This is a genomic window from Kineosporiaceae bacterium SCSIO 59966, assembly GCA_020881835.1.
Lineage (GTDB): Bacteria > Actinomycetota > Actinomycetes > Actinomycetales > SCSIO-59966 > SCSIO-59966.
This window is the reverse complement of record CP052876.1, coordinates 2284927-2296869: the sequence shown is the minus strand read 5'-3', so window position 1 is coordinate 2296869 and position 11943 is coordinate 2284927. Positions and strand designations below refer to the sequence as shown.

The window sequence follows — 11943 nt, the reverse complement described above, 5'->3', positions numbered from 1 at the left end:
GGTTGGCGGCGTGCTGTCGGAGCGGTCGGGCAGACCGCTCGTCAGGGCGCGGGACAACTGGTGGCCACTCGGGTACGAGGTGGCACGCCGTAAGTGATGCATTGCCCGTGGGGATCTCGGAGTGATTGTGCCGATCGCTGCTGGAGTGGTTCCGGTACGTGATCTCGGACGTGGCGGACACTATTTCGGTCCCCGGATGGAGCCCTAGCCCTCCTGCGCATTCGACGTTGCCTCTGATCGCCACCGGAGCAACTGTTCGGTGCAGTCCTCGGTGGTTACCCTGGGGCCGTTAGCGCTGAGCCACTCGAAAATGTTCGATGGCGGCACATTAAAACTATCGCCCGTCTTGACGAGGCTTTCTTGAATCAGTGACGGGAGCAAGGCAGCCGCTGGCGGGACGCTGAGCAGACTCGCAGACAATCTTGCCCAGGTCGAGCACCATGTGAATGTCCACGCGGCTGCGAGCAGACGGTTATTCGTCAGCCTAAGAGCACTAATCCTCGTAGGAGCGAAATCACCGTCGAAGCAAATTCGCCACTGTTCCTCCGCGACCCGGCGGAGTTGGGCCATGGGGTCGGGCTCGATCCGACCGCCCCACCGAAGGACCGCTTCCGTCTCATAGAAGGCCAACTGCTCTTGGCTGGCGTATGGGCTCCCCTTCGCCCTTGCGTAGTAGTCAGCCTCGAAGTGCCGTTGTACAGAATCAGCGGTTGACGAACGCTTCCATGCGTCATCATAAAGGCGGTCGTAGAGCCTTTGAAAAGCTCGGTCGTTCCGGCGACCCATCCAATCGGTCAGTCCCACGGCAAGGATCGTAGTGCTCGGCAGCGCTAGAAAGAAGGGGGCTGGTACGCGTCGGTCATATGTTGATCGACGTCTCGCGACATCGTCTCACGTGAACTGTGCTCGACGCGGCGGACGCCGTCGACCTCGACGCCTTTTACACCGGCGGGACGAGCCCGCAGTCCGGTGTCCCGCTGACCGACGCGTCGGTGCGCGCCAGCGTCCAGGACTACCTCACCCTCCTCGAGGCGCCGGCCCGGTTCGAGGACCTGGCGGTCGCGCCGGGCACCGGCACCCCGGACGGGCGCACTGCCCAGGTGACGCTGACGGCCCGGGCCCGCCCGCCGCTGCTGAGCAGTGTCATCGCGGCCTTCTCCGACGGCGTCCCGCTCACGGTCACCTCCCGTGCCCGCACCGACCTCGGCGGCTGACCTCTCCCTGACTACCCTCGCCCGGTGCCCGACGTGACGACCCGCGACCTGCTGCGCACCGACGGCGTCAGCGGCCTGCTCGTCACCGCCCTGGCCGGGTTCGGCGGGTTCGCCCTGCTGCTGTCGGCGCTGCCGCTGTGGGCTGCCCGCGGCGGCGCCGGTGACGCCACCGCCGGGCTCGTCACGACGACCGCCACCCTCGTCGCTACCGTGGCGACCCAGTTCGCCGTCCCCGCGCTGCTCGCCCGGGTGGGCATCAGCCCGGCGCTGGCCGCCGGCCTCGTCGCCCTCGGCGCTCCCGCCCCGCTCTACGCGCTGAGCACCGACCCGGCCGCCCTTGCCGCGGTCTCCGCCGTCCGCGGCGTCGGCTTCGGCCTGCTCACCGTCATCGGCAGCCTGCTCGTCGCCCTGCTCGCCCCCAAGGGCGCGTACGGGCGCACCGCCGGCCTGTACGGCGCGGCGATCGCCATGCCGAACCTGCTCGCCGTCCCGGGCGGGGTGCTGCTTGCCGAGCGGTTCTCCTTCGAGCTCGTGCTCTGGCTCGGCGTGCTGCCCGTTCTCGGCGTCCCCGCCGCTCTGCGCTACGGCGACCTCGGGCGGCGTGCCACGGGCTCCACCGCCCGCCCGTTCGACCCCGCCGCCGCCCGTGGCGCCACCGCCCCCGCGCTCGTCCTCGTCGCCGCCACCCTCGCTGGCGGGGGCCTGCTCACGTTCGTGCCCATCGCGCTCACCGGGGCCGGTGCGCTCGCCGCCGTCGCCCTGTTCGCGTTCGGCGCCACGGCGGCCGTCGCCCGGTGGGCGGTCGGCGGACTCGCCGACCGGCGCGGTCCGGGTGGGCTCCTCGTGCCCGTGGTGCTGCTCACCGCGTCGGGCGTGCTCGTCACCGCCGCCGGCCTCGCCGGCGCCGCCGACCCACCCGCAGCCGCGAGCCCGACGGCCGCCGTCCTCGTGCTGGCCGGCAGCGCCCTGACCGGCGTCGGCTACGGGGCGGTGCAGAACCTCACCCTGCTCCTCGCGTTCCGCCGCGCCGGCCCGGACGGGTCGGCGACCGCGAGCACGGTGTGGAACGCCGGGTTCGACACCGGCACCGCCGTCGGGGCGGCCGCGGTCGGCGGGGTCGCCGGCCTCGGCGCCGGCCTGCCGGGCGCGGTCGCGCTGACCGCCGTGCCGTTGCTCGCCGTGCTGCCGCTCACCCGGCGGCGGGATCCGGCGCCGTGAACTCCGGCAGGTAGGCCTCGAAGACCTCGAGCACCGGCACCTCGCCCTCGAGCTGGCACAGCACCCCGAGCGCGCCCAGCCAGACCCGGTAGATGAGCAGGTACTCCGGCGGCAGGTTGAGCTTGAGCCCGGTCGACCACTGCGGCTTGCGCGGGTCGTTGATGTGCCCGAACAGCTCCTGCATCCACGCCCGGGTGAACCGGAACGTCTCGGTGCGCGCCGGAGCCAGGAACGGCGACAGGTACTCCAGCAGGCCCTCGGGGTCGATGGTCACCGAGGAGCGGATGAACCCCTCCTCCCGCAGGCCCTCGACGACGTCCTCGGCCTGCCCGGCCAGAGCCAGGGAGAGCAGCCGGCCGATCTCCGGCGGCATCCCGTCGGGCAGCCGGTTGACCGCACCGAAGTCCAGGACGCCGAACCGGCCGTCCGGGGTGGTCCGGAAGTTCCCCGGGTGCGGGTCGGCGTGCAGCAGCCCGGCCCGCTGCGGGCCGAGCAGCAGCAGCTCGGCGTACCGGCGGGCGACGGCGTCCCGCTCCTCCTGGGTGCCCGAGGCGATGACCCGCGACAGCGGGACGCCCTCGAGCCACTCCGAGACGATGACGCGGTCGGTGGCCAGGACGACGGCGGGGATGGCGAAGTCCGGGTCGCCGGCGAACGCCTCGGCGAACCGGGACTGCGCCTCGGCCTCCAGCCCGTAGTCGAGCTCCTCGGCGACCCGCTCCTTGAGCTCGGCCAGGATCGGCCCCATGTCCAGGCCGGGGATCCAGCCCGTCGCCATCCGCGCCACCCGGGAGACCTGGTTGAGGTCGGAGATCAGCGCGTCCCCCGCACCCGGGTACTGCACCTTGACGGCGACCTGCCGGCCGTCCTTCCACCGGGCGCGGTGGACCTGGCCCACGGACGCCGCGGCGGCCGGGGTGTCGTCGAACTCGGCGAACGAGCGGCGCCACCGCGGCCCGAGCTGGTCGGCGAGCACCTTGTGCACGGTCGCCGCGGGCATCGGGGGAGCAGCGTCCTGCAGCTTGGTCAGCGTCGCCCGGTACGGGCCGGCCATCTCCTCGGGCAGCGCGGCCTCGAAGACGCTCAGCGCCTGGCCGAACTTCATCGCCCCGCCCTTGAGCTCGCCGAGCACCTTGAACATCTGCTCGGCGGTGCGGGCCTGCACCTCGGCGGCGACCGCCTCCGCGGACTTGCCACCGACCCGCTTGCCGATGCCCCACGCCGTCCGTCCCGCGAACCCGACGGGCAGGCTGGCGAGCTTGACGGACCGGGACAGCGCCTTGCGCGGCAGGTCGCTCACCCCGCCATTGTCCCTGCCGGCGCGCCCGGCGCGACCCCTGGTGGCCACCGGCACCCGCAGCGGGGGTGCGGCGGCCACGGCCGGGCCGCGATCTCGCCGTCCGGCAGCGACACCTCCAGGGCGGCGTCCCGCACCGCCGGCTGCCCCCCGTCGAGGTGGGCGAGCACCTGGACGACGGCCAGGGACGCCGCCAGGGCGGCGAGCGCCGTCTCCTCCGCCCCGGGCGTCCGGCGTCCGGTGACCTGGGCCAGCACCCGCGGCCACTGCGGGTCCCGGTCGGTGCGGTGCAGGTGCTGGCAGCGCAGACAGCCGGTCACCCCCGGGACGACGAGCGGGCCCACCTCGATCCCGCGCTCACCCCACACGACCGGCAGGTGCGGCACGTCTTCGCGCACCAGCGCCTCGCAGCGCACCGGGTCCGCGGCGCCGTGCACGACCAGGACGACGACGTCGGGCCGCGTGCCCGGCGGGGCGGACGTGCGGGTCCCCGGGTACCGGCGGGCCAGGACGTCGCGGGCGGCCTCGACCCGGGGGCGTCCGACGTCCTCGTCCCGCCAGCCGCCGGGGGCGACGTCCGCCGCGGTCACCGGGGCGAGCCGCGCCTGCTCGTCGGGGTCGACGACGATCGTGTCGACCAGCACCGTCCCCACGCCTGCGGCCGCGGCCGCGGTGGCCACGGCAAGGCCGGTGCGGCCCGCTCCGAGCACGGCGACGCAGCGGTCGCGGCGACGGGTCAGCACCTGCCAGCCGTCGCCGTGCGGGTAGGCCAGCCCGAGCACCGCGGCGTCCGGGGTCAGCCGCTGCCGGTCAGCGGCCGGCAACCGTGCGGACGGCGAGCGCCCGGGAGCGGCCAGTGCGCCGGCGGCCCGCAGCTCGGCGAGCAGGTCGTGCACCCGCTGCTCGGGGGCGCCCAGCCGCTCGGCCAGCGCGAGCAAGGACTCCAGCGGCGCCCCGGCGGCCAGCCGGGTGAGCAGCTGCTCGTCGACGGGGGTGAGCCCGTCCAGGACGGTGCCGTGCTCGCCGAGGCCGAGCTGAACCCGGCCCGGGCCGCGCCAGGCCACGGTCAGGCCGGGACGCAGTCGCAGCACGGTCGCCTCCTGGCGGTCGGGACCCGGGGTCGGGACGGGGCTTCACCGGAGGGTGGCACGCCGCGCCCGGTCGCCGCCGGCGTCGTCCACAGCCGCCCGCTCGCCGGCGCACCCCGGACGCGACCGGCGCCGTCCGGCCTTGACGAGGTGGCCGGACGGCGCCGGGACGCTGTTGCTGGGTCGTGCCGTCGTGCTGCGAGGACTGCGGGCTCAGGCCTTGCCGAGGATCCGGTTGAGGTTGGTGCCGCAGACCGGGCACGTGCCCTTGGCCATCCGGCGGCCGTTCGTCTCGACGACGCGGCCCTCCGCCTCGCGCTTCTCCTTGCACTTCACGCAGTAGAACTCGCCCTTGTAGGTCTCCTCGGCCATGACGGCCTCCTTCTGTCGATGTCTGCTGAGGGTCCGCCCGCGCCGCGGTCCGGCGGTGGGCTCCCACGACCGCGGAGCACACTAGCCGAGCACGGGGCCGTGCTCACCCGCGGCGGTGGTCCGGCGCGTCGCAGCCGCTACCGTGCGGCCATGCCACAGGCCCCTGACCTGAACCTCGAGCACCTGCGCCTGGACCGCCGGGACGACGGGGTCGCCGTCCTCACCCTGGACCTGCCCGAGCGGCGGAACATGATGTCCGCGCCGATGACGGCGTCCTGGGGCCGGGCGGTCGCCCACCTGGCCGCTGACCCGGAGCTGCGGTGCGTCGTCGTCACCGGCGCCGGGCCGGCGTTCTGCTCTGGCGGTGACACCAGCTGGATCGGCGCGGACCGCGACGCCGACGTCGCCACCCTGCGGCGGCGGATGATCGGCTTCTACCGGCAGTGGCTCGTGCTGCGGGACCTCGAGGTCCCGACCGTCGCCGCCGTCAACGGAGCCGCCGTCGGTGCAGGTCTCGCGCTGGCCCTGGCCTGCGACCTGCGGGTGGTCGCCGAGGAGGCCCGGCTCGGGGTGCCGTTCACCGCGCTCGGCATGCACGCCGGGATGGCGACGACGTGGTCCCTGCCGGACGTCGCGGGGCTGGCCGTCGCGCGTGACCTGCTGCTCACCGGCCGGATGGTCGACGGCGTCGAGGCGGGCCGCCTCGGGATCGCCTCCCGGGTCGTGCCGGCCCAGGAGGTGCTCGACGTCGCGCTCGCGATGGCGGCCGACGTCGCCGCCCGGGCCCCGATAGCCACCCGGCTGACGACGGTCGCCCTGCGCGGCGGCGGGCACGCCGACCACGCCACGGCGCTGGAGTGGGAGGCGCTCGCACAGGCGGTGACGCTGGCCACCGAGGACCTGCAGGAGGGCCTGGCCGCCCAGCGGGAGCGGCGCCGCCCCGTGTTCCGCGGTCGCTGAGCCGACGCGAGCCTGCGCGTCCCTGGCCTGTGGACGACCGCCGACGCGGGAGTGACGCAGGTAACGTGAGGCCATGGCTGCCCCGTCGCCCCCGGTCCAGGTGCGGCGCAGCCGCCGCCGTCGCCGCACCGTGACCGCCTACCGCGACGGCGGGACGACGGTCGTGTGCATCCCGGCGCGGTTCACCGCGGACCAGGAGGCCGTCTGGGTGGAGCGGATGCTCGCCCGCCTCGCCGCGCAGGACCAGCGCCGGCGGCCCGGCGACGCGGACCTCGAGCGCCGCGCCCGGGACCTGTCTGCCCGCTACCTTGAGGGCCGGTCGGTGCCGACGAGCGTGCGGTGGGCCGGCAACCAGCGAACCAGGTGGGGGTCGGCCACCCCGGCCGACGGGACGATCCGCATCTCCACCAGGGTCCAGGGGATGCCCGGCTGGGTCCTCGACTACGTGCTGCTGCACGAGCTGGCGCACCTCATCGAGCCCGGTCACGGGCCGGCGTTCTGGGCGCTGCTCGACGGCTACCCGCGCACCGAGCGGGCGCGGGGCTACCTCCAGGGGGTGAGCGCCGCCGCCGACCTCGACCTGGCCGACGACGCGGACCTAGCCGACGACGCGGACCTGGCCGACGACGCAGCCCCGGACGACGCAGCCGCCGGCGACGTCGTCAGCCGCTGACCAGGTCGGTCGTGCCCCGGACGTGCTCGAAGATCAGGCTCGTCTCGGCGTGGACGACCGCCGGGTGCCCGGTGAGGTGGTCCAGGACGAAGTCCCGCAGCGCGTCGGAGTCGGCGACCGCGACGTGCAGCAGGTAGTCGTCGGCACCCGAGACGTGGAACAGCGCGACGACGCCGGGCAGGTCCGGAGCGGTGCGGCGGAACCGCTCGACCTCGGCCCGGTCGTGCGAGCGCAACCGGACGGCGATCATCGCCTGCAGGCCGTGCCCGACGGCGGCCAGGTCGACGTCGGCGTGCACCCCGCGCAGCACCCCGCGACGGCGCAGCTCGCGGACCCTGGCCAGGCACGTGGACGGGGCGACGCCGACCCGGGCCGCCAGCGCGTTGTTCGCCAGCCGGCCGTCCTCGACGAGCGCGGCGAGGATCTCCCGGTCCACCCGGTCCAGCGGGACCGACCGGCCTGCGGGCCCTGCCCGCGCACCCCGCAGATTGTTCGGCGTCATCCCCGCACCTCCGCATCACACCAACAACATCGGCGCACCGGACGCCGTGTCACCGAATCATCGTCGACATCCTGGCTATCCGTCAGCGGACTGTTCATCATGCGGACATGACCGCGTTCAGCACCCGCGCCGTCCACGCCGGCCGGTCCGGCCTCACCGAGGCCGGCGTGCACGTGCCGCCCATCGACCTGTCGACGACGAACCCCCTGCCCACGGTGGAGATCGGCGGGGAGAGCTACGACGCCCTCGCCTCCGGCGGCCTGCCGCAGGAGGGCCACAGCCACGTCTACGCCCGGCTGTGGAACCCCACCGTCGCCAGGTTCGAGGAGGCGCTGGCCGACCTCGAGGAGGCCGAGCAGTCGGTCGCGTTCGCCTCCGGGATGGCGGCGCTGTCCGCCGTCCTGCTCGGGCTGGCCGAGACCGGGCACCGGCACGTCGTCGGCGTCCGGCCGCTGTACGGCGGCAGCGACCACCTGCTGGCGACCGGCCTGCTCGGCACCGAGGTCACCTACACCGACCCGGCCGGCATCGGCGACGCGCTGCGCCCCGACACCGGGCTGGTCCTGCTGGAGACGCCCGGCAACCCCACCATGGACCTCGTCGACCTCGCGGCCGTCGCCGCCACCGTCCGCGACCGGGCGCCGCAGGCCGTGCTCCTGGTCGACAACACCTTCGCCACCCCGGTGCTGCAGCGACCCGCGACCTTCGGCGCCGACCTCGTCATGCACTCGGCGACCAAGTACCTCGGCGGCCACGGCGACGTCGTCGGCGGTGTCGTCGCCACCGCCGGACCGCGGGCGGCCGACCTCGCCGCCCGACTGCGCCGGGTCCGTGCCATCACCGGCGCGGTGCTGCACCCGCTCGCCGGCTACCTGCTGCACCGCGGGCTGGCGACGCTGCCGGTCCGGGTCCGGGCGCAGAGCGAGAACGCCGGCAAGGTCGCCGAGGGGCTGCGGGCCCACCCGGCGGTCACCCGGGTGCACTACCCGGGCCTGGCCGAGTGCGACCCGCAGGGCCTCGTCGGCCGGCAGATGGAGTCGCCCGGCGCGATGCTCGCCTTCAAGGTCGACGGCGGCTACGAGGCGGCGTGCCGGGTGGCGGACTCCTGCCGGCTGGTCACCCATGCCGTGTCCCTCGGCGGTGTGGACACCCTCATCCAGCACCCCGCCGCGCTCACCCACCGGCCCGTCGCCGCCGACGCCAAGCCGCACCCGAACCTGCTGCGGCTGTCGGTCGGGCTCGAGGACCCCGAGGACGTGCTCGCGGACCTGCGTCAGGCCCTGGACGCGGCGTCGGCGGCGTCGAAGCCCTCGGCGGCGTCGACGCCGCGGGCGTAGCCCCGCACCGCCGCCACGACCGCCGCCAGCCGGGCCGGCAGGTCCGCGACGGTCCCGGCCGGGAGGGCGTCCACCGGCCACCAGGCGACGTCGTGGCTCTCGTCGCTGACCACCGGCACCGCGTCCGCGGCAGCCACGCCGGCGTACAGGACGTCGAGGTGCTCACGGCACCGCCCGAAGGCGGCCGACAGCGTGTGCCGGTGGAGGTCGACCGGCCCGCCGGGGACGAGGACGACGTCCGGGACGCCGGACTCCTCCCGCGCCTCCCGCAGCGCGGCGGCCGCCAGGTCGGCGTCCGAGTCCTCGAGGTGCCCGCCGAACTGCACCCACACGCCCGCCTTGGCGTGGTGGGTGAGCAGCACGTGCTGGCCCGCTGGGTCGAGCACGGCGCAGGAGGCGGTGAGGTGCGCCGGCGGCCCGTCGCGCCACAGCCCGTCGGGGTGGGCGGCGAGGTGGGCGAGGTAGTCCTCGCGTAGCCGGTCCTGGGCAGCGGAGGGCGCACACCACGCGGTCAGGGCGGCGACCGTCGTGTCGAGCAGCGTCACCCGCGCTCGGTCCCGCCCTCGGCGGGGTCCTCGTCTCCGCCACCGCCGTCATCGCCGTCCTCACCGGCGTCCTGGCCGTGCAGCAGCCGCTCGATGGCGGCGTCGACGTCCGCCGAGGAGGCCTCGGCGTCGCCGCGCCGCGCGGCGAACCCGGCCGGGTCGTCGAGGTCCTCGGCCGTGGGCAGCAGGTCGGGGTGCTGCCAGACGGCGTCCCGGCCGGAGCGGCCGCGCGCCTGCTCGAGCGTCGCCCACAGGGTCGCGGCGTCCCGCAACCGGCGCGGGCGCAGCTCGAGCCCGACGAGCGAGGTGAGGGTGTGCTCGGCCGGACCGCCGACGGCGCGACGACGACGGACCGCCTCGCGCAGCGCCCCCGCGGACGTCAGCCGCTCCCGCGCGGCGGCGTCGACGACCTCGTCCACCCACCCCTCGACGAGGGCGAGCGTCGTCTCCAGGCGGGACAGCGCCGCCTGCTGCTGCGGCGTGCGCTCGGGCTCGAAGAGCCCCTCGGACAGCGCCTGCTGCAGCGCCTGGGGGTCGGTCGGGTCGACGGACTGCACGGCCTGCTCGATGGCCGCCGTGTCGATCCGGATGCCGCGGGCGTAGGCCTCCACCGACCCGAGCAGGTGGGCGGCGAGCCACCCGGCCGCGGCGAACAGCCGGGCGTGCGCCGCCTCGCGCAGCGCCAGGTAGATCCGCACGTCCTCGAGCGGCAGCTCGAGGCCCTCGCCGAACGCGGCGACGTTGGCCGGCAGCAGCGCGGTCGTGCCGCTGCCGGCGAGCGGCAGGCCGACGTCGGTGGCGGAGACCACCTCGCCGGCGAGCGCGCCGACGGCCTGGCCGACCTGCATCCCGAACACGGCGCCGCCGACCTGGCGCATCATCGTCCCGGCGGCGGCGACCATCGGACGCAGCTCCTCAGGGGCCTGCTGGGTCATCGCCTCGGCCATCGCGTCGGCGACCGACGTCGCGACCGGTCCGGCGAGGCGCTGCCAGGTCGGCATCGTCGCCTCCACCCACTCCGAGCGCGACCACGCCCGAGGTGCCGCGCCGGCGGCGGGCAGGTCGGTCACCTCGTCGAGCCACAGGTCGGCCAGGCGCAGAGCCTCGACCGCCGCGCGGCCCTCCCGGTCGCCGACGGCCGGGTCGCCGCCGGCGGCGGCGCCCTGGCGGGCCACGTCGCGGGCCAGCTCCCAGTTGACCGGCTCGTCGCTCGCGGTGGAGAGCATCCGTTGCACCTGGCCGAGGATCCGCGCGAGCACCGCCGGGTCCGACGGCAGGCCGGCCGCGGCCATCTGGGCCGGGTCGAGCCCGGGCACGCCCGGGCCGAGCCCGCCACCGCCGAGCAGCCGGCCGAGCATCTCCGACAGCGGGTCCTGGGGCTCCTCCGGCTCGTCGGGACGGCGATCGCGGTCGTCGGTCATGCGGAGGCCTCCTGGCGGGTCCTGGGTGCGGTGGGCACGCCGGACGATGATGATGGGGATGATGGGGTCCAGCAGACGATGGGATCCAGTAGATGACGGGACCCAGTACACGCTAGGCGGTCGGTGCGGGTGAGCGGAGTCTCGGTGGGGTCCGTGACGGGTCAGGTTCGCTCTGGGCGCAGCGACAGCGGTCCGCTCGTCGCCGTGACCGGCGCGGCGTCCCCCGCCGGGCAGGCCGTGACCCGAGCCCTGCTCCGCCAGGCGGACGCCGGCCGCGTCCGGGCCGTCGTGGCCGTCGACGCGGTCCGCGGCCCGGTGGACGGCGCGCACTGGCGGGTCACCGACCTGGCGGAGCCCACGGTCGCGGAGTGCCTGCGGGACGTCGACGTCGTCGTCCACGTCGCCGCCTCCGACGACCTGGAGGCTGCCCTGGCCGAGCCGCCGGCGCAGCGGCGGGCGCGCGTCGTCCGGACGGCGCAGGCCGTGTTCACCTCGGCGGCTGCGGTCGGCGCCCGCCGGCTCGTCGTGGTCACCAGTGCGATGGTGCTCGGCGCGTCGCCGGACAACCCGGTGCCGTTGCCGGAGGACGCACCGCTGCGCCGGGACGGCGACGACGGCCTCGTCGGCGACATGCTGGAGGTCGAGTGGCTGCTCGACCGGGTGCCGCGCACCCACCCTGGCGTGCGGACCACCGTCGTCCGCCCGGCCGCCCTCGTCGGCGAGGGCGTCGACACCGTCGTCACCCGGCACTTCGAGGCACCGCGCCTGCTCACCGCCACCGGCACCGCGATGTTGTGGCAGTTCTGCCACGTCGACGACCTGGGGGAGGCGGTCGCCACCGCGGTCACCGAGGACCTCACCGGTCCGCTCACCGTCGGCTGCGACGGGGTGCTCACCGAGCAGTCGGTGGCGACCCTCGCCGGGATGCGCCGGATGGAGCTGCCGCTGGCCCTGGCCCTCGGCACCGCCGAGCGACTGCACCGGGCCCGGGTGCTGCCGATGCCGCCGGAGGACCTGGCCTACGTCGTCCACCCGTGGGTGGTGCCCTCGACCCGGCTGCGGGAGGCGGGCTGGCGGCCCCGCTACGACAACGAGACCTGTCTCGGCGTCCTGCTCGAGCAGGTCCGCGGCCACCACGCGCTCGCCGCCCGGCGCCTGGACCGGCGGGACGCGGCCCTCGGCGCGGCGGGCGCGGCCGTCGCCCTCGTCGGCACGGCGGCGGCCTGGCGGCAGGCGCGGGTCCGGCGCCGGCGCCGGTGACCCAGGCACCGGTGACCCTGGCACCCGTCACCCGCACGGCAGTGCTGCTGCTCTTC

Annotated in this window: 12 protein-coding genes; 6 read left to right on the top strand and 6 right to left on the bottom strand. The window is 75.5% G+C overall.

Translation table 11 applies throughout. The features are described 5' to 3' along the window. Positions 1–902: 902 nt before the first annotated feature. Both HJG43_10665 and HJG43_10660 read left to right on the top strand, forming a co-directional pair. Positions 903–1214: a hypothetical protein gene (locus tag HJG43_10665; protein UER54925.1), complete on the top strand. Its 312-nt coding sequence runs from the start codon at positions 903–905 to the stop codon at positions 1212–1214. Positions 1215–1238: 24 nt separating this feature from the next. Next, on the top strand, positions 1239–2432 hold the full coding sequence (locus HJG43_10660; GenBank protein ID UER54924.1) for an MFS transporter: 1194 nt from the start codon (positions 1239–1241) through the stop codon (positions 2430–2432). Here HJG43_10660 and HJG43_10655 read toward each other — a convergent pair. The 3 genes from HJG43_10655 to HJG43_10645 all read right to left on the bottom strand — a co-directional run bounded on the left by HJG43_10655 (position 2404) and on the right by HJG43_10645 (position 5189). Continuing rightward, positions 2404–3732 carry an AarF/ABC1/UbiB kinase family protein gene (locus HJG43_10655; GenBank protein ID UER54923.1) on the bottom strand — a complete coding sequence of 443 codons (1329 nt, stop codon included), beginning with the start codon at positions 3730–3732 and terminating at the stop codon, positions 2404–2406. The two genes, HJG43_10660 and HJG43_10655, sit on opposite strands and share 29 nt — an antisense overlap. Beyond that, positions 3729–4820 (bottom strand): thiamine biosynthesis protein ThiF, encoded by a 1092-nt coding sequence (locus HJG43_10650; protein UER54922.1) that lies wholly within the window; start codon positions 4818–4820, stop codon positions 3729–3731. The genes HJG43_10655 and HJG43_10650 overlap by 4 nt, the downstream gene beginning before the upstream one ends. 210 nt (positions 4821–5030) lie before the next feature. Then, complete coding sequence (locus tag HJG43_10645) at positions 5031–5189, bottom strand: hypothetical protein (protein ID UER54921.1); 159 nt, start codon at positions 5187–5189, stop codon at positions 5031–5033. A 150-nt stretch (positions 5190–5339) separates the two neighbouring features. On the opposite strand from HJG43_10645, the gene HJG43_10640 reads away from it, so the two are divergent. Together HJG43_10640 and HJG43_10635 are read left to right on the top strand one after the other, a co-directional pair. Continuing rightward, a complete protein-coding gene (locus tag HJG43_10640) occupies positions 5340–6149 on the top strand; it encodes an enoyl-CoA hydratase/isomerase family protein (protein ID UER54920.1) in 810 nt (269 codons plus the stop codon). Positions 6150–6279: 130 nt separating this feature from the next. After that, positions 6280–6822 (top strand): M48 family metallopeptidase, encoded by a 543-nt coding sequence (locus tag HJG43_10635; GenBank protein UER55897.1) that lies wholly within the window; start codon positions 6280–6282, stop codon positions 6820–6822. Here the strand turns inward: HJG43_10635 and HJG43_10630 are convergent. Then, complete coding sequence (locus HJG43_10630; protein UER54919.1) at positions 6812–7324, bottom strand: Lrp/AsnC family transcriptional regulator; 513 nt, start codon at positions 7322–7324, stop codon at positions 6812–6814. The two genes, HJG43_10635 and HJG43_10630, sit on opposite strands and share 11 nt — an antisense overlap. Before the next feature lie 107 nt (positions 7325–7431). On the opposite strand from HJG43_10630, the gene HJG43_10625 reads away from it, so the two are divergent. Beyond that, positions 7432–8661 carry a PLP-dependent transferase gene (locus HJG43_10625; GenBank protein UER54918.1) on the top strand — a complete coding sequence of 410 codons (1230 nt, stop codon included), beginning with the start codon at positions 7432–7434 and terminating at the stop codon, positions 8659–8661. Here the strand turns inward: HJG43_10625 and HJG43_10620 are convergent. Together HJG43_10620 and HJG43_10615 are read right to left on the bottom strand one after the other, a co-directional pair. Beyond that, a complete protein-coding gene (locus HJG43_10620) occupies positions 8598–9206 on the bottom strand; it encodes an NUDIX domain-containing protein (GenBank protein ID UER54917.1) in 609 nt (202 codons plus the stop codon). The genes HJG43_10625 and HJG43_10620 overlap by 64 nt on opposite strands. Next, positions 9203–10627, bottom strand: a complete 1425-nt coding sequence (locus HJG43_10615) for a zinc-dependent metalloprotease (GenBank protein UER54916.1) — start codon at positions 10625–10627, stop codon at positions 9203–9205. Before HJG43_10615 ends, HJG43_10620 begins: the two co-directional genes overlap by 4 nt. Positions 10628–10771: 144 nt before the next feature. Here HJG43_10615 and HJG43_10610 point away from each other — a divergent pair, with 144 nt between their 5' ends. Beyond that, a complete protein-coding gene (locus tag HJG43_10610; GenBank protein UER55896.1) occupies positions 10772–11887 on the top strand; it encodes an NAD-dependent epimerase/dehydratase family protein in 1116 nt (371 codons plus the stop codon). The last annotated feature ends 56 nt before the right edge of the window (positions 11888–11943 follow it).

Coding starts and splice junctions, on each gene's coding strand:
- HJG43_10645 (UER54921.1), bottom strand. CDS start 5,189: ATGGCCGAGGAGACCTACAAGGGCGAGTTCTACTGCGTGAAGTGCAAG.
- HJG43_10615 (UER54916.1), bottom strand. CDS start 10,627: ATGACCGACGACCGCGATCGCCGTCCCGACGAGCCGGAGGAGCCCCAG.
- HJG43_10630 (UER54919.1), bottom strand. CDS start 7,324: ATGACGCCGAACAATCTGCGGGGTGCGCGGGCAGGGCCCGCAGGCCGG.
- HJG43_10625 (UER54918.1), top strand. CDS start 7,432: ATGACCGCGTTCAGCACCCGCGCCGTCCACGCCGGCCGGTCCGGCCTC.
- HJG43_10640 (UER54920.1), top strand. CDS start 5,340: ATGCCACAGGCCCCTGACCTGAACCTCGAGCACCTGCGCCTGGACCGC.